Below are 19,834 nucleotides of genomic sequence, written 5' to 3' on the forward strand. Positions count from 1 at the left end.
CATAAAAAAGGAGCCAATTGGCTCCTTTTCTTTTATACTTTAATTAGTAGTAGACTTTGTTTTAATTCTGGTTTCTCAATAATGAAATTTAATAACCATTCTTGTAATTGTTCCATTTCGTACGGTAACAGTGTTTTGATAGCTTTCTCTAATTCCTTACAGAAAAGTATCGGATCGAAACTTACTCTCTCAAGTATTGATTTCGTGTAATCAAACATCATTTTAGACATAATAAAATAAGATTTTTGGGGGTTATCTCTATTTTTAAACTCGCAACAAATTTAAACAAATATCAGGTCGAATGGTATATTTTAACTTATTTTTTTAAAAACTTTATCAACTAATACGTTTTCTTATTACATATAAATCAATATAGAATCATTCTAAACAACTCATTTAAACCTTTTTAAAAGCCCTGAACATTTCTCTTTTTCCCGGTGGCCCCGCTAACTTCTCCACCGTAAATCCAACAGAAATCATACTTCTTTTAACAACTCCGCGAGCGGCGTATGTTACTAAAACGCCATTTGGCTTTAAACTATTGTACATTTTCTGAAAAATTTCGGTACTCCAAAGCTCCGGTTGCACCCGATATCCGAAGGCATCAAAGTAAATCAAATCAAAAATTTCAAAATCGTTTATTTCATCAAAAAATTGTTTCCTTTTGGTTAACGTAAAATCAGCGCTGATTTCAACTTCTGCATTCCATTCGCATTCATGCATTTTTTCAAAAACGGTAACATACTGATCTGCTTCCAATTCGGAAACATAATTCATTTCTAAAACTTCTTTTGCTTCAACCGGGTAAGCTTCTACTCCAACATAGTTTATTTTCTGTTGCTTTTGGGCCGATTCCAAAAAGGTAATAAAGGCATTCAATCCTGTACCAAAACCAATTTCAAGAATACTGACCGCTTTATCTTCAAACAAGGAAAGTCCGTTTTTTATAAACACATGTTTCGCTTCCTGAATTGCACCATGCTTCGAGTGATAACATTCATCCCATTCCTGCAAATGAATTGTGGTTGAGCCATCTAGCGTTTTAATTATTTCTCTTTTCACCTTTTAAACCGTTTATCATACAATATCGCTGATTTTCAAGCGATTTTCGGAGTCAAATTTAGTCAAAACAACTGCGTAAAGTCATAAAAAATGAGAGTTTTTTCATAAATTCTTTACAAAACTATGCCAATTATTTCAGTTTATTAAAAGATAGATAAATCTCAGTTAAACGCGGCAATTAATGCAGTTATACTAAGCAAATTATATATTTTTCCTTAATTTTGCATTTAATAAAATCTATTTATACCAAAACATTACCGTAGTTCATTCTATAGTGATGCAATTACATAAAAAACTTTACATTATTATGAGTACAACTCAAACAAGCAAAATTGAAATCAGAAAAGCTACTTCATCGAAAATAAGCGGAGTTGATTTTGAAAACCTAAGCTTTGGTGCTGTTTTTACAGACCATTTATTTGAATGTGATTTTAAAGACGGTCAGTGGCAAAATCCTGTCATTAAGCCGTATGCTCCTATTCTGATGGACCCTTCTTCAAAAGTCTTCCACTATGGTCAGGCTATTTTTGAAGGCATGAAAGCTTACAAAGATGACAATAATGATATTTGGTTGTTCAGACCTGATGAAAACTTCAAACGTTTTAACAATTCTGCAGTACGTATGGCAATGCCGGAAGTTCCTGAAGCTGTTTTTATGGATGGTTTAAATGAACTATTAAAATTAGATCAGGAATGGATTCAAAAAGGAAACGGAAGCAGTATGTACATCCGTCCTTTTATGATTGCAACCGGAGCAGGTGTTATTGCAAATCCATCTGACGAATATAAATTCATGATTTTATTATCTCCTGCAAAATCATATTATTCAGGTGAAGTAAAAGTAATTATCGCGGAACACTACAGTAGAGCTGCAAATGGTGGAATCGGTGCTGCAAAAGCGGCCGGAAATTATGCTGCTCAGTTCTACCCAACTAATCTGGCTAACAAAGACGGTTTCCAACAAGTAATCTGGACAGATGATGCCACACATACTAAATTGGAAGAAGCCGGAACAATGAACGTGTTCTTTAGAATAAACGATACTTTATTGACTGCTCCAACCAGCGAAAGAATTTTGGATGGTATTACCCGAAAAAGTTTAATTGCTATGGCAGAAAAAGAAGGTCTTAATGTAGACGTTCGCCCGGTTATCGTTTCTGAATTGGTAGAAGCGGCTAAAAATGGATCTCTAAAAGAAATTTTCGGAGCCGGTACAGCTGCCGTTATTAGCGTAATCAAAGGATTCTCTTATCAGGATACTTACTACGAAATGACTCCAGTTGAAAATTCGTATGCTTCTATTTTAAAAGAAAAACTAACAAGTCTTCAAAACAAACTTTCTGAAGATACTTTTGGCTGGACTGTTAAAGTTCAATAAATAAAAATATTTTTAGTTTTAAACCCGACAGGTTTCAAAAACCTGTCGGGTTTATTTTTTTAAAAATTTTTATTTTTTTTATAAAAGTTTCGAAAAATCCGGTTTGAAATAATTAGGCCCCTTCATTACTTTTCCGTCTTCGCGATAAATAGGCTGACCGTCTTCTCCTAATTTACTCATATTACTGCGTTGGATTTCGTCAAAAACAGCTTCAATTTTATCTTGCAGTCCATGTTCGATAATCGTTCCGCATAAAATGTACATCATATCTCCAAGCGCATCGGCAATTTCTACGAGATCATTATTTTCAACTGCTTCCAGATATTCTTCGTTTTCTTCTTTCATCAAATTATAACGAAGGTGTTTTTTGTTTCCTCCCAAATCTGCAATTGGCGTTTCACTGTGTCCGATTTTAAAAGCAGTATGAAATTCCTTAACTGCATCTATTTGCTTCTTCATGATTTTATTTAATTAAATGAACTACCAAATTAGTAACTATTCGTGTACAATTATCTAAATTTGCCAAAAATAATTTCAACTATGTTTAGTCAAGGACAATTAATATTCGCAGTCTGTTTTTTTATTGCATTCGTAATCGTAATGATTTTTGCTTATCGAAAAGATTTGGCATTACACAAAATTTTCTACAAAGGAAACTACAAAGTATTGCTCACCTTCCTGCTTTTTATTGTTATTCTATTTGTGATCAAATTCTTTTTTAAAAGATAAGTATCGATTTTTTTCTTATATTTAAAAATCAAAAATAAATTACTGTTAGATTTCCATTTAGCATTTTCAAAAAAGAGTTCATTTTATTTTTTTTGAATGAAGTATAATCCGAAAGTATCGTTTTAATTCCTGTACTATTCCACGCAATAGCAGAAAATTTATAACTTTACGACACCAAATAACCTACCCAATGAAGATTTTAAAATATCTATTTCTTTTAGCGTTACTAAGCCTAGTTGCCCTTAGTGTTTTTGTAGCTACTCAAAAAGGAGATTTTACTATAGAACGAAGCAAAGTCATCAATTCACCACGAAATACCGTTTATAATTACATAAATGATTTTAGAAATTTTGAAGATTTTGAATCATGGGCGGTTGAAGATCCAACGATGCGAATGTCTTTTCCAAGTAAAACAATTGGTAACGGAGCCACTTTTTCATGGGAAGGTAACGAAGGAAAAGGAAATGCAATTACCCTGAAAACAAAAGAAGGAGAAAGCATTCAACAAAAAATGAACTTTGACGGAACGCAAGCTGATGTAAATTGGACATTCAAAGATACATTGGCGGGTAAAACAAAAGTGACCTGGAAAGCAAAAGGAACAATGAGTTTCCTATTTAAAATTTACACCTCTATAAATGGTGGTTCTGATAATGTGATTGGAACTATGTACGAAAAAAGCCTTGTAAATATTGACAAAAACTTAGATTACGAAACAAAAACGTATACCATTAAAGTCAATGGTGTTGTTAAAAAAACAGAGACTTCCTACATCAAACAAACTTTTACAAGCGAAATTCAAAAAGTAAATAAAAATGCCCGTGTTGTAATTCCAAAGCTTATACAATTCAGCAAAACAAACGGTTTACTTACTAACGGAAAACCTTTTGTCATTTACCATACTTACGATACAGCAACCGGTTTAGCCAAAATATCGATTTGTTTACCTATAAACAGAGACATTTCTATTAGCGCCGGCAGTGACATACTATCGGGAAAACTTAATGGTTTTGAAGCTGTAAAAACAACTCTTACAGGAGACTACTCACACACCAGCGAAGCAATTGCCAAAACAAAAACTTTTATAAACAACGAGAAAATCGTTCCCGAATTAAGCTGGTCACATCTTGAAATCCTGACGATTAATAAACTAGATGTAAAAAGCCCGTCAAAACTAATGACGGAGATTTATTTCCCAACAAAACCTAAAGTTGTTCCTGTTGCAACTCCTGTTTACAGACCAAGGACTGAAGCAACTACAGAACCACAAAAACCGGCAACACCGGCAACATCTACAGAAGAAGAACAATCAGAATTCTAAAAAATAACAGAGGCAGATTAAACCTTTTCTTTTAAATTCATTCTAACAAGATATAAACCAAAAGCTTGACAGACGAGAAGGAATTTATAGCACAATTATTAAATCCTAAAACGCAAAATACAGCGTTTCAAAAACTCGTGTCTGATTATCAGAAACCCTTGTATTCTCATATTCGAAATATTGTTTTGAATCATGATGATACCGATGATGTGCTACAAAATACTTTTGTTAAAGTTTTTCAATATCTAAAAAACTTTAAAGGAGAAAGCAAACTTTTTTCGTGGATGTATCGCATTGCAACCAATGAAGCTTTGACTTTCCTGAATCAAAAAGCAAAACTGAACGGTATAACCTCTGAGGCTCTTCAAAATAAAACAATCGACAATTTAAAAGCCGACGTTTATTATGACGGAGATGATATTCAGATAAAACTTCAGAAAGCGATCGTAACGTTACCTGAAAAACAGCAATTGGTATTTAAAATGAAATATTTTGAAGAATTGAAGTACGAAGAAATTGCAGAAATTCTGGGCACTTCAGTAGGCGCCCTAAAAGCATCTTACCATCATGCGGTAAAAAAAATTGAATTATTTGTCACAACAAATTAAACCTTTTGTGACAAAACCTATCTTACAGACATTATGAAAGCATTTAAACTAGAAAACGAACCGAAAATAACAACAGGATTTAAAACTCCGGAAAACTATTTTAATGATTTTTCGGCAAAAGTTTTACAGCAAATTAATGAGCCTGAAGTAAAAGTCATTCCGTTCTATAAACGTAAAAAAGTACTCACCCTACTCGCAGCTGCGGTTGTTGTTTTTGCACTTATGATTCCGATCGTAAACAATTACAAAAACACATCAAAAGAACTGGATGAAAAAACCTTAGAAACCTATTTGGCCTATCAGTCTAATCTGAACCAATACGATTTAATCAATCAGCTTGACACAAAAGATATCGAATCTCTGAACAAAAATGTTGCTCTCGAAGACGAAACTCTTGAAGATGTCCTGGCTACCAATCCTAATATTGAAAATTTAATTTCAGAATAAAACAAAAAACTCAAAAATATGAAAATCAAAAATATACTTCCAATACTTCTATTTTTCGTTAGTTTTTCATTTTATGCACAAAGCGATAAATCAGACGAAAAACGAGAAAAAATCAAGGCTTACAAAGTTTCATTTTTGACTACTGAACTTGAACTTACTTCAACAGAAGCAGAAAAATTCTGGCCTGTTTATAATGCTTATGACGACAAACAATTTGAATTACGTCATGATAAAATGAAAATGTATCTACGTAAATTAGATGATGATAACATCAATTCACTTTCAGAAAAAGAAGCTGCTGCACTACTTTCTCAAATAGAAAGCACCGATAAGGAATTATATCTTTTACGCGAAAAGTATTCCGCAAATCTTAAAAAGATTCTTTCGGCAAAAAAAATATTAAAGCTTAAAAAATCAGAAGATGATTTTAATCGAAAGTTATTAAAACAATATCGAGATAAAGCAGGAAAAAACTAATCCCACAAGAAACAACAGCGATAGGAACCCTATATAATAATACTTACTTTATTATTTAGGGTTCTTATTATTTTATAGAAAATGAATTCGGACCATTTTATTATAACCAGCCGCGATTGCTGTGTTTTTATTAATAAAACGAATCGTAAAGAGTTTAGTATCATTGGACAATTCTTTCCAGTTTGCCCCACCGTCCTGAGAGTACTGAATTCCCGAAGCTCCTACACAAACCAATTCTTTAGCATTACTTCCCGGCACGTATTGCACACATGAAGCATATCCAAATCCCTGATCCTGTCCCGTTAATTCCCAGGTTTTCCCTCCGTCTTTTGTAAAGGCCTTATTATCCGTTTTCTGCTCCGGAAGTTCGTAATCACCCCCAGCAACAAATCCATGTTTAGAATCATAAAAATCGGCAGTAAAAATACCCGTCATTGTTTTTCCCTGAACAATTGGGGTATCCACAACTTTCCAGGTTCTTCCTTTATCCGATGAATGAAAAACACGCGCTTTTTTACCTCCGGACACCAACCATGTATCATTTCCTTTAATTACGATATTAGAATTACTGGCTGCAAAAGCGGCTTCTCCCTTGGCATTTGTTGGTAATTTATCCGAAAGGATTTTGGTCCAGGTTTCGCCTCCGTCACGGGTAACAATAATCGAAAAAGTATCTTCTATAGGGTCACCAATAGCAATTCCTTCTTTATCATTCCAGAACTGCATGCTGTCGTAAAACACTTTCGCGTTAATCTCTTTATACACTAATTTGACCTTAAGTGTTTTTTTAGAAACCTGATACAACAATGCCGGATTAGCGACACTTAATAAAAAAACATTTTTTGAAGTCTGAGCAATACTTCGAAACTCTAACTTTAAAGTATCCCGATAAATACGATCTTCAAATTTTTCTTTTTTATCTAAATCAAAATAACCAAAACGGGAATTATCTGCTCCATACCACACCTTGTTTTTATCAATTGAAATGGCACGAATACTAATTTTATCCTGAACTAAAGTTTCTATTTGCACTGAGGTAAAACCACTATTCACGACTTCTTCATCGTTGTCATTCAACGTTTTAAAAGACACAAGCAAGACAAAAGCACTAAAAAACAGGATCCCTTTTTTCATATCGATTATTTATTTTTCTTGCTAAAATACAATTATTTATAACATATAAAATAGCTTTTGTTTTTTTTTCTGGCACAGTAATTGGATACCTCCAAATATTAATCTTAATATGATTTGTCATGAAAACCAAATTACTTTTTATAGCATTACTAACATTAGGTTTTAGTAGCATTCAGGCACAAAATCAAACTACTGTTTATGCAAAAAACTCAGATATAAGCGATAATTTAGATCTTAGAGCTGTTGCTTCCATATTTGGAGAATCGGCAAATCTTCAGGATTTTGAAAGACGCTTAAACGATCCAAAATATCAGATTTCGAATCTTGACTTAAACGATGATGATCAGGTTGATTATTTACGTGTTATCGAATCTGTAGAAGGCAGAACTCACGTTGTAATTATTCAGGCTGTACTTGACCGTGATGTTTATCAGGATATTGCAACAATTGACGTAGAGCGAAACAACTCCAGTAAAGTTGTGGTTCAGATTGTAGGGAACTCGTATTTATATGGAGCCAATTATATTTATGAACCGGTTTACAATGTGACTCCGGTAATCTACACCTCTTTTTGGGTTACGAATTACAGACCGTATTGTTCAACCTGGTATTGGAATTATTATCCAACCTACTATTCAGCGTGGAGACCTTTCCCGATTTACAGATACAGAAACAATGTCAACATTTATATCAACGTAAACAACCGTTACAACTATGTAAACCAAAGAAGAAGTTACAGAGCAACGGCATTATACGAAACAAGACGTTCTTACGGTTACGAAACCAGACATCCGAATTACAGTTTTTCTCAAAGACATTCGAACGTTAACAACAGATATGAACTAGATCAAAGACGTGTTGCCAGCAGAGACTATAACAGAAATCAAAATAGTTACGACTCTAACAGATCCAACACAGGCAGAGGCACCGGTTCAGACAGAAACTATACCGAAAATAGAAGTTCTAATACCAACAGAACCTATACAGACAGGTCTAACACAAATAGAACCAGTACAGACAGAACTTATAGCGACAGAACTAATACAAATAGAACTGCCACAGATAGAACCAGTACAGATAGAAATTATAACTCGAATCGTGGCACTTACGACAGAACCAATTCAGCAACCGTGACGAATCCGGTAAGAACAGAAAATACGCCGCGAGCTCAAGTTGACAGAAGTTCAAACGAAAATAATTCGAGAACTTATTCCGAAAACAGAGCAAATTCAAACCGAACTGCTCCGGCACAGCGAACTGAAAGTCCAAGAAGTTACTCGAACAACAGTGGTGGTTCAGAAAGCAGAGGAAACAGTTCAAGAGCACAGGCTCCACAACGATCTGAATCTCCAAGAGCAAATCAGGAATCAAGAGGAAGTCAGCCACAAAGAGAAAGCGGATCGAGCTCAAGAGGCGAAGGAAGAAGAATATAATTTTCCCCTTTTTCATCACCAATAAAAATCAAAGCACAATTTTACGATTGTGCTTTTTTTTATCTTTATCCATTATAATTGACGCTAATATATTTTAAAACAGTAAATTTGCAACCGTCTTTTATAAAAATATACATGAACGCATCGCATAAAAACTTACACAGTAAGTTGTCTATTGGGGGTCTACTAATCACATTAGGAATTATTTACGGAGATATTGGTACTTCTCCATTGTATGTAATGAAAGCCATCCTTGGTGACCACACCATTAATGCAGACATCGTTCTAGGCGGTATTTCTTGTGTCTTCTGGACATTAACGCTACAAACCACGATAAAGTATGTCCTTATCACTTTAAGTGCCGATAATCATGGTGAAGGTGGTATTTTTGCTTTATATGCCTTAGTCAAAAAAACAAAAATACAATGGCTCATAGTACCGGCAATTATAGGAGGTAGTGCCTTATTGGCCGATGGTATTATCACACCACCCATCTCCGTTTCATCCGCTGTAGAGGGAATTAAAACCTATTATCCGGAGATCAACACCATTCCAATTGTTATCGGAATTTTGTTTATCCTGTTTACCATTCAACAATTTGGAACCAAACTAGTCGGTAAATTCTTTGCACCGATGATGTTGATTTGGTTTGCTATGTTAGGAACGCTGGGAACGATTCAAATTGCCAGTCATCCTGAAGTTATAAAAGCAATTAACCCTTATTATGCTTACCATTTATTACAGATACATCCGGAAGGATTCTTTGTACTTGGATTGGTATTTCTATGTACAACAGGAGCAGAAGCTTTGTACTCAGACATGGGTCACTGTGGTAGAAAAAACATCAGAATCAGCTGGATTTTTGTTAAGATGACTTTAGTATTAAACTATTTTGGTCAGGCAGCGTATTTAATTCACCACGAAGGTCAAACCTTGCAAGCTTTAGGAGGAGAAAATGGAAATCCGTTTTACCTAATCATGCCGGATTGGTTTCAACCGGTAGGAATCGTTATCGCAACTTTAGCTGCGGTAATTGCGTCACAAGCTTTAATCAGTGGATCGTTTACTTTGATCAACGAAGCCATGCGTTTGAATTTCTGGCCAAAAGTAAAAATCAAATATCCGACCGAAGTAAAAGGTCAATTGTATATTCCTTCTATTAACTGGTTGTTGTTTTTTGGTTGTGTTGGTATTGTACTACACTTCGAAAAATCAAGTAATATGGAGCATGCCTACGGTCTTGCCATCGTATTATGTATGATCATGACCACGATCTTATTAAATTATTACCTCATCATGAAACGTATTAAATTATTTTTCATGGTGCCGCTAATTACAATTTATTTGTTAATTGAATTTAGCTTTTTGATTGCCAATGTGACCAAATTTGCAGAAGGTGGTTACGTAACTTTAATCATTGCTGCCGTTTTAATTTCGGTAATGACTATCTGGTATCTGGCTAAGAAAATTAATAAAAACTATACTAAAATTGTCAAAATTGACGATTACAAAAAAGTATTAATGGAGTTAAGTGAGGACTTAACAATCCCAAAATATGCCACGCATTTAGTTTATATGACCAATGCCAATCGTGTAGACGAACTCGAGCAAAAGGTAATGTATTCGATCTTGCAAAAACGTCCAAAAAGAGCCGACATCTATTGGTTTGTACACGTTAACATTTTGACTGAGCCATATAAAACACAGTACAAAGTGACCGAAATCGCCAAAGATGATATCTACAGAATCGATTTTAATTTAGGTTTTAGAGAGCCTACGAAAATCAATTTAATGTTCCGTGAAGTAATCAGAGACATGGTAAAAAGAGGCGAAGTTGATATTACCAGCCGTTATGAGTCATTGAACAAAAACAATATTATCGGAGACTTTAAATTTGTATTATCTGAGAAGTTCCTTTCTAACGATAATGATTTAAGATGGCACGAAAATATTATCATGAACTCTTATTTCTTCATCAAAAAACTAAGTTTATCTGAAGAAAGAGCTTTTGGTCTGGACAGTAGTTCTGTAAAAATAGAGAAATTCCCAATGGTGCTTCATGCTCCTGAAAACATTGGATTAACCCGAATTACAAAATAAAGGTATTCTAAAATAAATACAGAAAAACACTCTTTTATACTTTATTAGAGTGTTTTTTTTTCTTTTTAATGAAAGTCAAAATAACAATCAAAATTAAAAATTTAACTTTCAATCAATTAATAGTACCTTTGCAACTCAAATAATTAAAATGAGATTACACAGAAATTTAGTTTATACTACCATTGATTCTTTGAATGCTATCTTCAATGAAGGAGAATACGCAGACAAAGTGGTAGCAAGAGCCTTAAAAAAAGACAAACGTTGGGGAAGTTCTGACAGGAAATTTGTTGCTGAAACCATATACGAAATAGTTCGTTGGAAACGATTATACGCTGAAATTGCCGAAGTTAAAGAACCTTTCGACAGAGACAATCTATGGAGAATGTTTGCCGTTTGGGCTGTTTTAAGAGGATACCCGATTCCGGATTGGAGACAATTAGAAGGAACTCCTGAAAGAAAAATAAAAGGTCGTTTTGACGAACTTTCAAAAATCAGAGCTTTAAAAGAATCTATTCCGGACTGGATGGATGAATTGGGAGTTAAAGAGCTAGGCGAAAAAGTTTGGGCAACAGAAATTGCTGCACAAAACCAACCTGCTAAAGTTATTTTAAGAACCAATACACTTAAAGGAACAAAAGAAAATCTGAGAAACACCTTGATGGATTTGAATATTGAAACAGAATATTTGAAAGATCAACCTGAAGCTTTAGTTCTAAAAGAAAGAGCCAATGTGTTTTTGACAGATGCTTTTAAACAAGGACTTTTTGAAGTTCAGGATGCCAACTCACAATTGGTTGCCGGTTTCCTTGATGTAAAACCAGGAATGCGAGTTGTAGATACTTGTGCCGGTGCCGGTGGAAAAACATTGCATATCGCTTCTTTAATGGAAAACAAAGGACAATTGATTGCAATGGATTTGTATGAAAGCAAATTGAAACAATTAAAATTAAGAGCCAAAAGAAATGGTGCTTTTAATATCGAATATCGTATTATCGACACTACAAAAGTAATCAAGAAATTACACGAAAAAGCGGATCGTGTGTTGATCGATGCACCTTGTAGTGGCTTAGGAGTTCTAAAAAGAAATCCTGATGCAAAATGGAAATTACAGCCGGAATTTATCGATAACATTCGTAAAGTTCAGGCAGAAGTTTTAGAGAGTTATTCTAAAATTGTAAAACCGGGCGGAAAATTAGTTTACGCAACTTGTTCTGTTTTACCATCAGAAAATCAAGAACAAGTAGAACGTTTCCTTAAAACCGAAATCGGAAAACAATTTACCTTCATAAAAGATCGTAAAATATTAGCTTCAGAATCTGGTTTTGACGGATTCTATATGGCTCTGTTAGAGCGAAAAGAAACTTTGGGGTAAATTCCAATAAAAAAATTCCAAATTCCAATACTGTTGTGTTGGGATTTGAAATTTTTTATTTTTTTATTGAAATTTGGGATTGCGAAAAATTAAATTCAAACTCCAAACTAAAGATTAAATTCCAATAAAAAAATCCCAAATTCCAACCTGTAAATTGGAATTTGGGATTTTTTTATTGGAATTTTCAAAACTTAGTTTTGTAAACTTTTTTTGCGTAATAATTTTCCGTTTTCGTTTTCTTTGAATTTTGGGACGAAAACAATTTCTTTTGGCTTTTCAAACTTGCCTAAAACATCAAAAAAGTCAGTCGCAAATTCTTGTTTTTCGCCTTCAATGACCAAGATTAGCTTTTCTCCTAAAACAGAATCAGGCAAGCTCGTTACAAAAAAGCGATTCGCTATTTTTCCGGTTAGTTTGGTTTCTATCTGTTCCGGAATAAGTTTCACTCCCCCACTGTTAATCACATTATCAATTCGTCCTAGAAACACAAACTGATTTTCGTTTACCAGCTCAACCAAATCATTTGTAACAATTGGCTGATCAGAAACAGCAGGCACAGAAATCACCAAACAATCACGATCGTCTTTTGCTATTTTTACATTCGGCAAAATCGAAAAAGCAGCTTCTCCTACCCTTTTAGCAGCAATATGCGTTATGGTCTCGGTCATACCGTACGTTTCGTATATTTCGGTCTTTAAAGGCAATAATTTTTCTTCTAAAACAGTATCAATTTTTGCGCCGCCAATAATTAACTTTTTCACATTCTTTAGTTCCTCTATTGAATTTTGAACTTGCAAAGGAACCATTGCCACAAAATCATATCGCTCCTTCCTTAGCCCTAATGGTGCCACACTTGGCGATACTACATCGAGATTCAAACCTAAAATAAAACTGCGAACCAACATCATTTTACCGGCTATAAACTGAACCGGCAGACAAAGCAATGCTTTATCTCCGGGATTTAAATCAAAAAAATCTCCCGTTGCTAAAGCTGATTGAATCATAGCCCGCTTTTCTAAACGCAATAATTTTGGAAGACCAGTTGTGCCCGAAGTCTTCGTTTCAATGTAGTCTTTATCATCGAACCAATCCAATAAAAACTCTCCTATCGCCTGTTCGTAAACATCCCCTTCTTTGATATAACTATAGCCAATTCGACTCAAGTCTTTTCCGTTTAGGTGATACCCATTAAGTCTAAAGTAATTATGAACTTTTTTATGTGTTAATTCCATCGTGATCGTTTTAATTTAATGATTTGCAGTATCAATTTTGCCTGTTAATTTTTCTTTCCAGTTGTTCCATCCATATTTTTTGGCAAAAATAAAGAGTAAAACCGGATACACCACAACAACCGGTAAGATAACATCGAAGCCTGCTGAAGGCTCAGACATGTCTTTAAAAATAGAATGTGTCTGAAAAACAGACCAATCCGAAGTGACCAATAAAGCGCCTATCAGATTGTTAGCAGCATGAAAGCCTAGAGACAATTCAATTCCTTCATCCATAAGGGCTAGAATACCCAGAAATAAGCCTGTACCGATATAATAAACCATAATTATATACCCCATTTTTTCTACTTCGGGATTAAAAACATGCATCGAACCAAAAATCACCGACGTCATCAATAACGGAAACCATCTGTTTCTGGCCAAATTAGCAAACCCCTGCATTAAATAACCTCTAAAAACGTATTCTTCTGTACTGGTTTGTATTGGAATTAATACAGCGCCTAATACCACCAAAATCAAAAAAGGAATTAAATTAAAATTCCACACAAATTTTTCAGGAGATCCAAAGTAAACCGCTGCGAAACTCAGAATAGAAAAAAGAGACCACAAAATAAACGAAAACGAAACCCGCTTCCAGTCAATTTTTTTCCGCGATGTTGTGATCGATAAAATGGTCTGATGATGTAAATATTTCACCACAAAATAAATCCCCGCAAATGCAAAAGCAAAAGAGATCATTACCAAAAACAAAGTCGTATTTGGCTCAAACATTCTCATAACAGAAGCATTATCTGTTGGAAAGACCGCATTAGAACTAAAGCTTTTATAAAGTACAGCAATCGAAAAAGGAATCTGACCAATAAACGACGCTCCGATAATAAAAACCGACCCCAGAAGGTATTTCCAAAATTGATTTTCGGGTTTAATTCCTTGTTCTAAAAACATATTAGGATAAAGTTTAAAAATGAGAATTCAGTTTAATAAGTAAATCTTATTTTTGGTGTTGCTAAAATACCGAATTTTTTACTTTAACAATCTCATAACAAATTAAAAATACTAAAATGATCGAAATCTATCACAATCCACGTTGTGGAAAATCAAGAAACTGCCTTGCCTTTTTAGATCAATCTAACGAGGATTACAAAATCATTCCCTACCTGACCGAAACGCCTTCTTTTGAAGATTTAAAAGCATTACTTCAAAAACTAAGTCTGCAACCCATTCAATTAGTAAGAATCAAAGAAAAAGTGTGGATTGAAAATTATAAAGAAAAAACGCTGAGCGATGATGAAATTATTCAGGCAATGGTCGATAATCCAATTCTGATCGAACGTCCAATCGTTATAAAAGACGGAAAAGCTATTATCGGGAGAGACTTAGATCTGGTTGCTTCTTTCTTAGATTGATTATAAAAAACGGCATTAACATTTTATTGTGATTTGTCTCTTTAAACCAAAAGCTACATTTGGTGTCTAATGAAAAAAAGTAACCAAACATAACAATGAAACAAATCAGATTTGCTGTAGTACTTGTATTCCTATTTACAAGTTTTTACAACTATGCACAACAACCACCCAGCGGTAAAAACAAAGTAAAAGTTACCGGGAAAGTTTTCGAAAAAGTTAGCAAACAAGCTCTTGAGTATGCTACTATTTCTATAATGCTTCCTAATGACACCAAAGTTATTGCCGGAGGAATTACCAATCCTAAAGGAGAATTCGAAGTAGCAGTTGCACCGGGTACTTACGATATAAAAATTGAGTTTATTTCGTTTAAACCAACAGAAATCAAGCAAAAAAGTATTCAAGACGACACTAATTTAGGTGCCGTTAATTTATCTGAAGATGCAGCGCAATTAAGTGAGGTTGTGGTTCGTGCAGAAAAGTCAACAGTAGAAATAAAACTGGACAAAAAAGTATATAATGTCGGACAAGATATGATGGTAAAAGGCGGAACGGTAAGTGATGTACTGGATAACGTACCGTCTGTTTCCGTTGACACCGAAGGAAATGTAAGCTTAAGAGGCAGTGACAATATCCGAATTTTAATTGACGGAAGACCATCAAACGCTATTAACGTTGCTGAAGCTTTACGCCAACTTCCGGCAGATGCTATTGATAAAGTTGAAGTTATTACCAATCCATCCGCGCGTTACGATGCCGAAGGAGGATCAGGCTTGATTAATATTATTCTTAAAAAAGGTAAAAATCAAGGTTTTAACGGAACTTTTATTGCTTCGACCGGAATTCCTGAAACGTACGGATTAAGCGCCAATCTAAATTATAAAACCGAGAAATTTAATTACTTTACAACGGCCGGTTACAATCACAGAACAAATGAAGGTGGTGGACTAACAAATACAGAGTATTTCAAAGCAGACGGTTCTACCAAAGAATTTTTAGATGAAAATCGTGACACTAGAAGAACAAGAGACGGTTTTAACGGAAGAGCGGGTGTCGAATGGACTGTTGCTCCGAATACATTTTGGACGAATGCCATCAATTATCAAAAAAACACGGGAGAAGACCGCGATTTAATCGGTTTCGATAATTTTGATGCTAACCACGTATTTACAGGTTCCACATACCGATTGAATAATGGTGATACTGAAAGTGAAAACTTTGAATATACGTCAAACTTAATCAAAAACTTTAACGACAAAGGTCATAAACTTACTGTTGATGCTTCTATTTCAAGAAACAGAGACGATAATAACAGTTTAATTACGGGCTCGCAAAATTACAACAGCACACTAAACGATCAGGTACAAAAGCAAGTGCTTTTACAGGCAGACTATGTTTTACCAATTAGCAAAGGAAGTCAGTTTGAAGCGGGATACAAAGGAAGTTTCGGCGATTTAAACAATGAGTATTTTGTTTTAGATCCGGCAGGAATTATTGATCCTAAATTATCAAATACTTTAGAATACAAAGAAAACATAAATGCGTTTTACACGCAATATGGACTTAAAATCAATAAACTTTCTTACTTGTTTGGCTTGCGTTGGGAAGACACCAATATTCAGGTTAATCTTTTAGACACTAAAGAGTTTAATACCAAAAAGTACAATAATTTGTTTCCAAGTGCTTTTATCAGTTACGAAATTTCAGATCAGAGTAACTTCACAGCAAGTTACAGCAAACGTGTTTCAAGACCAAGAGGACGTTTTATGAACCCTGCCGTAAATTATTCCAGCAACATTAATATTTTCAAAGGAAATCCGGATCTGGATCCTTCCTTAACAGACAAATATGATATTGGCTACATTAAACGTTGGGAGAAATTAACTTTTAACACCTCAGCCTATTTCGAAAATACAAAAGACGTATTCAGCTTCGTAAAAGCGCCAAATGGCGACCAAGTAAACGGAATACCGGTAATTGTGAATACACCAATCAATTTAGGAAACGAGCAAAAATTTGGTTTTGAATTCACCCTTAATTACACTCCTTTCAAAAAATGGAGACTAAACAGTAACTTCAATTTTTACAACGTAAAAACAACCGGAGAAAACTCATACACAGACAGCCAAGGAGTTCTTATTACCCAAAATCTTGACAATCAAGCCAATTCCTGGTTTGCAAGAATCAACTCTAAATTAACTTTACCGTACAAAATAGACTGGCAACTGACTGCTATGTACAATGGTGAACAAAAAACGGCACAAGGTAAAAATCTGGGGCAATTTGGTATGAATACCGCTTTTAGCAAAGATGTGTTAAAAGACAAAGCTACAATTGCATTCAACATTAGTGATATTTTCAATTCACGCATCATGAGGTCTTACACTTATCTTCAAAATGACAAAACATTAGAAAGTCAAACATCTTATAGTGAAATGCAATGGCGTAAACGTCAGTTTAACTTATCGTTTACCTACCGTTTTAACAAACCAAAAAACGACAGAGAAAAGAATGGCGCTCCTAAAAATGAAGGAGGCGGTGATGGCGGAGATTTTCCGGGATAATGACTATCAAATTATATAAAAAAAGGGGCTGTCTACATAAAAAGACAGTCCCTTTTTTATTTAAAAATTGAACAACTACGAGGCTATTAAGATTCGGCTAAAGCCTTTCCTCTACTCTTTTCTATATCTCCAGCTAAAGCTGGAGGCTATTGAAAAGAATTTTACCTCTTTTTGAAGGATCAAGTCCGAAAGTTATGGGGAAGTAAAAATCTCGCAGAGTCGCAAAATCGCAAAGTATTAATGAAAAAACAGAAGAAAAACTTTGAGACTCTATAACATTTTTAGAAATCCAAAGCGAGAAAGTAGAAAACAGAAAATTAGAGCTTAAAAATACGAGAAAAACTTAGCGGCTTGGCGTCTTTGCGAGATTCAAAGCAAGAAGTTGGAAAATTAGGTACTTAAAAAGCTGTGGCGAAAAAGTATAAGATCTGCTACTGCTAGCAAAAGAAATCTAAAAATTATTCCACAACTTTTGAACTTGATTCGAAATTACAGAACTACAAGATATTTGTTCCTCCACAACAATATGTCTTGATCCTTTTTGAAGTCCTTAACTTTTTGACTTAAAAAAAAAAAAAAAAAGGACTCGTAAAAACGGGTCCTTTTTTTATGAAATCAATTAATTAACTGATTGTTCTTCTTTCTTTTTTGCTCTCATTTCTTTGAACATCTCCCAGCTAGCACCCGTAACCCAATAAGATACGAATCCAACTAAGAAAAACATCAACCAAAACCCTATAGTTAGTATGGTTAAGAAAAGTAAAAAGCCTAAGTACTGTGAAAATTCAAACATGTTTTCCGGAATTTTTGAATGTAGGCACAAATGTAACTCTAATATTTTTCGTTGCCAATAAAAACCAAATCATTTTTTATAAAATAAGAATAATTAGTGTATTTAAAATCATTTTAAATAAGGATTTTTTTTTAAGTTTACAGACGCGGGAGTACGGGGTGGTTTTTAGTCTCGGTCTCAGTCTCAGTCTCAGACTACAGTTTACAAATGGCATTTTACAAATACTGATATTACAATAAATAATTTTTTACATCAAGCAAATGAAATACAGAATAGAAAAAGACACCATGGGGGAAGTTCAAGTCCCAGCCGATAAATATTGGGGTGCTCAAACAGAACGTTCAAGAAATAATTTCAAAATCGGACCATCGGCCTCTATGCCAAAAGAAATTATAGAAGGTTTTGCTTACTTGAAAAAAGCTGCGGCTTATGCCAATCATGATTTAGGTGTTTTACCAATAGAAAAAAGAGATGCCATCGCAGCAGTTTGTGACGAAATCTTGGCCGGTAAATTGGACGATCAGTTTCCGTTAGTAATCTGGCAAACAGGTTCCGGTACACAAAGTAACATGAACGTAAACGAAGTAATCGCCAACCGTGCTCAGGTGCTTAAAGGTTTTGAAATTGGAGAAGGCGAGCAATTCATAAAAGCCAATGATGATGTTAATAAATCGCAATCATCAAACGATACTTTTCCTACCGGAATGCATATTGCAGCTTATAAAATGATTGTAGAAACTACAATTCCCGGTGTTGAAAAATTAAGAGATACACTACACGCAAAAGCTGTAGCATATAAAGATGTCGTAAAAATTGGTCGTACTCACCTTATGGATGCTACTCCGCTTACTTTAGGACAGGAAATTTCCGGTTACGCTGCTCAGTTAACATTCGGATTGAAAGCTTTAAAAAATACCTTAGCACACTTAGCTGAAATTGCTTTGGGCGGAACTGCAGTAGGAACAGGTCTTAACACTCCAAAAGGATACGATGTAAAAGTGGCTGCCTACATTGCAGAATTCACCAATCACCCTTTTATAACTGCTGAGAACAAATTTGAAGCTTTGGCTGCGCATGATGCTATTGTTGAAACGCACGGAGCGCTAAAACAACTGGCTGTTTCTTTAAATAAAATTGCGAATGATATCAGAATGTTAGCTTCAGGACCTCGTTCAGGAATTGGAGAAATTCACATCCCTGAAAACGAACCGGGATCTTCTATTATGCCGGGGAAAGTAAATCCTACGCAATGTGAAGCCTTGACGATGGTTTGTGCACAAGTTATAGGAAATGATATGGCAATTGCCGTTGGTGGGATGCAAGGACATTACGAATTGAATGTTTTCAAACCAGTTATGGCCGCGAACTTCCTTCAATCTGCTCATTTATTAGGTGACGCTTGTATTTCTTTTGATGAACATTGCGCACAGGGAATCGAACCGAATCACAAACGTATCAAAGAACTGGTTGACAACTCCTTGATGTTGGTTACCGCTCTAAATACTAAAATCGGATATTACAAAGCCGCCGAAATTGCTCAGACCGCACACAAAAACGGAACAACTCTTAAAGACGAAGCTGTTCGTTTAGGTTATGTAACTCCAGAAGATTTTGACTCCTGGGTTAAGCCTGAGGAAATGGTATAAACTATAGGCTTGTTTCAGGTTTCAGGTTTCAGGTTTCAGGTTTCAGGTTTCAGGTTTCAGGTTTCAGGTTTCAGGTTTCAGGTTTCAGGTTTCAGGTTTCAGGTTTCAGGTTTCAGGTTTCAGGTTTCAGGTTTCAGG

At 34.8% G+C, this 19,834-nt stretch carries 17 protein-coding genes; 11 read left to right on the forward strand and 6 right to left on the reverse strand.

Annotated elements, in window-relative coordinates; all coding sequences use genetic code 11:
* Positions 1–32: 32 nt before the first annotated feature.
* Both ACHRV3_RS20795 and mnmD read right to left on the reverse strand, forming a co-directional pair.
* Positions 33–230 (reverse strand): hypothetical protein, encoded by a 198-nt coding sequence (locus ACHRV3_RS20795; RefSeq protein ID WP_017496117.1) that lies wholly within the window; start codon positions 228–230, stop codon positions 33–35.
* 166 nt (positions 231–396) lie between these two features.
* Positions 397–1,062 (reverse strand): tRNA (5-methylaminomethyl-2-thiouridine)(34)-methyltransferase MnmD, encoded by a 666-nt coding sequence (mnmD, locus tag ACHRV3_RS20800; RefSeq protein ID WP_395435992.1) that lies wholly within the window; start codon positions 1,060–1,062, stop codon positions 397–399.
* Between the two features lie 307 nt (positions 1,063–1,369).
* On the opposite strand from mnmD, the gene ACHRV3_RS20805 reads away from it, so the two are divergent.
* Positions 1,370–2,440 carry a branched-chain amino acid aminotransferase gene (locus ACHRV3_RS20805; protein ID WP_047773795.1) on the forward strand — a complete coding sequence of 357 codons (1,071 nt, stop codon included), beginning with the start codon at positions 1,370–1,372 and terminating at the stop codon, positions 2,438–2,440.
* A 78-nt stretch (positions 2,441–2,518) separates the two neighbouring features.
* On the opposite strand, the gene ACHRV3_RS20810 is transcribed toward ACHRV3_RS20805, so the two are convergent.
* Positions 2,519–2,899, reverse strand: coding sequence for a nucleoside triphosphate pyrophosphohydrolase family protein (locus ACHRV3_RS20810; protein WP_047773717.1), 381 nt, complete (start codon positions 2,897–2,899; stop codon positions 2,519–2,521).
* Positions 2,900–3,359: 460 nt separating this feature from the next.
* On the opposite strand from ACHRV3_RS20810, the gene ACHRV3_RS20815 reads away from it, so the two are divergent.
* The 4 genes from ACHRV3_RS20815 to ACHRV3_RS20830 all read left to right on the forward strand — a co-directional run bounded on the left by ACHRV3_RS20815 (position 3,360) and on the right by ACHRV3_RS20830 (position 6,022).
* Positions 3,360–4,490, forward strand: coding sequence for a transcriptional regulator (locus ACHRV3_RS20815; RefSeq protein ID WP_395435993.1), 1,131 nt, complete (start codon positions 3,360–3,362; stop codon positions 4,488–4,490).
* Between the two features lie 65 nt (positions 4,491–4,555).
* Positions 4,556–5,098, forward strand: coding sequence for an RNA polymerase sigma factor (locus ACHRV3_RS20820; protein ID WP_395435994.1), 543 nt, complete (start codon positions 4,556–4,558; stop codon positions 5,096–5,098).
* A gap of 33 nt (positions 5,099–5,131) precedes the next feature.
* A complete protein-coding gene (locus ACHRV3_RS20825) occupies positions 5,132–5,545 on the forward strand; it encodes a hypothetical protein (protein ID WP_047773724.1) in 414 nt (137 codons plus the stop codon).
* Between the two features lie 18 nt (positions 5,546–5,563).
* Positions 5,564–6,022, forward strand: coding sequence for a hypothetical protein (locus ACHRV3_RS20830; RefSeq protein ID WP_047773726.1), 459 nt, complete (start codon positions 5,564–5,566; stop codon positions 6,020–6,022).
* A 72-nt stretch (positions 6,023–6,094) separates the two neighbouring features.
* On the opposite strand, the gene ACHRV3_RS20835 is transcribed toward ACHRV3_RS20830, so the two are convergent.
* A complete protein-coding gene (locus ACHRV3_RS20835; protein WP_395435995.1) occupies positions 6,095–7,156 on the reverse strand; it encodes a WD40/YVTN/BNR-like repeat-containing protein in 1,062 nt (353 codons plus the stop codon).
* A gap of 119 nt (positions 7,157–7,275) precedes the next feature.
* Between ACHRV3_RS20835 and ACHRV3_RS20840 the strand changes: the two genes are divergently transcribed.
* From ACHRV3_RS20840 to ACHRV3_RS20850, 3 genes are all read left to right on the forward strand, one after another.
* Positions 7,276–8,589, forward strand: coding sequence for a hypothetical protein (locus ACHRV3_RS20840; protein WP_395435996.1), 1,314 nt, complete (start codon positions 7,276–7,278; stop codon positions 8,587–8,589).
* Between the two features lie 135 nt (positions 8,590–8,724).
* Positions 8,725–10,689 (forward strand): KUP/HAK/KT family potassium transporter, encoded by a 1,965-nt coding sequence (locus tag ACHRV3_RS20845; RefSeq protein WP_047773731.1) that lies wholly within the window; start codon positions 8,725–8,727, stop codon positions 10,687–10,689.
* A 148-nt stretch (positions 10,690–10,837) separates the two neighbouring features.
* Positions 10,838–12,061 carry an RsmB/NOP family class I SAM-dependent RNA methyltransferase gene (locus tag ACHRV3_RS20850; RefSeq protein ID WP_047773732.1) on the forward strand — a complete coding sequence of 408 codons (1,224 nt, stop codon included), beginning with the start codon at positions 10,838–10,840 and terminating at the stop codon, positions 12,059–12,061.
* 191 nt (positions 12,062–12,252) lie between these two features.
* On the opposite strand, the gene ACHRV3_RS20855 is transcribed toward ACHRV3_RS20850, so the two are convergent.
* Positions 12,253–13,293 carry an AMP-binding protein gene (locus tag ACHRV3_RS20855; RefSeq protein WP_395427830.1) on the reverse strand — a complete coding sequence of 347 codons (1,041 nt, stop codon included), beginning with the start codon at positions 13,291–13,293 and terminating at the stop codon, positions 12,253–12,255.
* 15 nt (positions 13,294–13,308) lie between these two features.
* Positions 13,309–14,235: a lysostaphin resistance A-like protein gene (locus tag ACHRV3_RS20860; protein ID WP_395435997.1), complete on the reverse strand. Its 927-nt coding sequence runs from the start codon at positions 14,233–14,235 to the stop codon at positions 13,309–13,311.
* Positions 14,236–14,351: 116 nt separating this feature from the next.
* On the opposite strand from ACHRV3_RS20860, the gene ACHRV3_RS20865 reads away from it, so the two are divergent.
* The 3 genes from ACHRV3_RS20865 (at position 14,352) to fumC (ending at position 19,696) form a co-directional block, all read left to right on the forward strand.
* A complete protein-coding gene (locus ACHRV3_RS20865; RefSeq protein ID WP_395435998.1) occupies positions 14,352–14,696 on the forward strand; it encodes an arsenate reductase family protein in 345 nt (114 codons plus the stop codon).
* A gap of 95 nt (positions 14,697–14,791) precedes the next feature.
* The gene (locus ACHRV3_RS20870) at positions 14,792–17,257 is read left to right on the forward strand and encodes a TonB-dependent receptor domain-containing protein (protein WP_395435999.1); all 2,466 of its coding nucleotides are present in this window, start codon (positions 14,792–14,794) and stop codon (positions 17,255–17,257) included.
* A gap of 1,053 nt (positions 17,258–18,310) precedes the next feature.
* A complete protein-coding gene (gene fumC, locus ACHRV3_RS20875; RefSeq protein ID WP_395436000.1) occupies positions 18,311–19,696 on the forward strand; it encodes a class II fumarate hydratase in 1,386 nt (461 codons plus the stop codon).
* Positions 19,697–19,834 lie beyond the last annotated feature (138 nt).

Origin of the sequence: Flavobacterium sp. FlaQc-49 (assembly GCF_044005985.1) — a bacterium.
Taxonomy (GTDB): domain Bacteria; phylum Bacteroidota; class Bacteroidia; order Flavobacteriales; family Flavobacteriaceae; genus Flavobacterium; species Flavobacterium cupriresistens.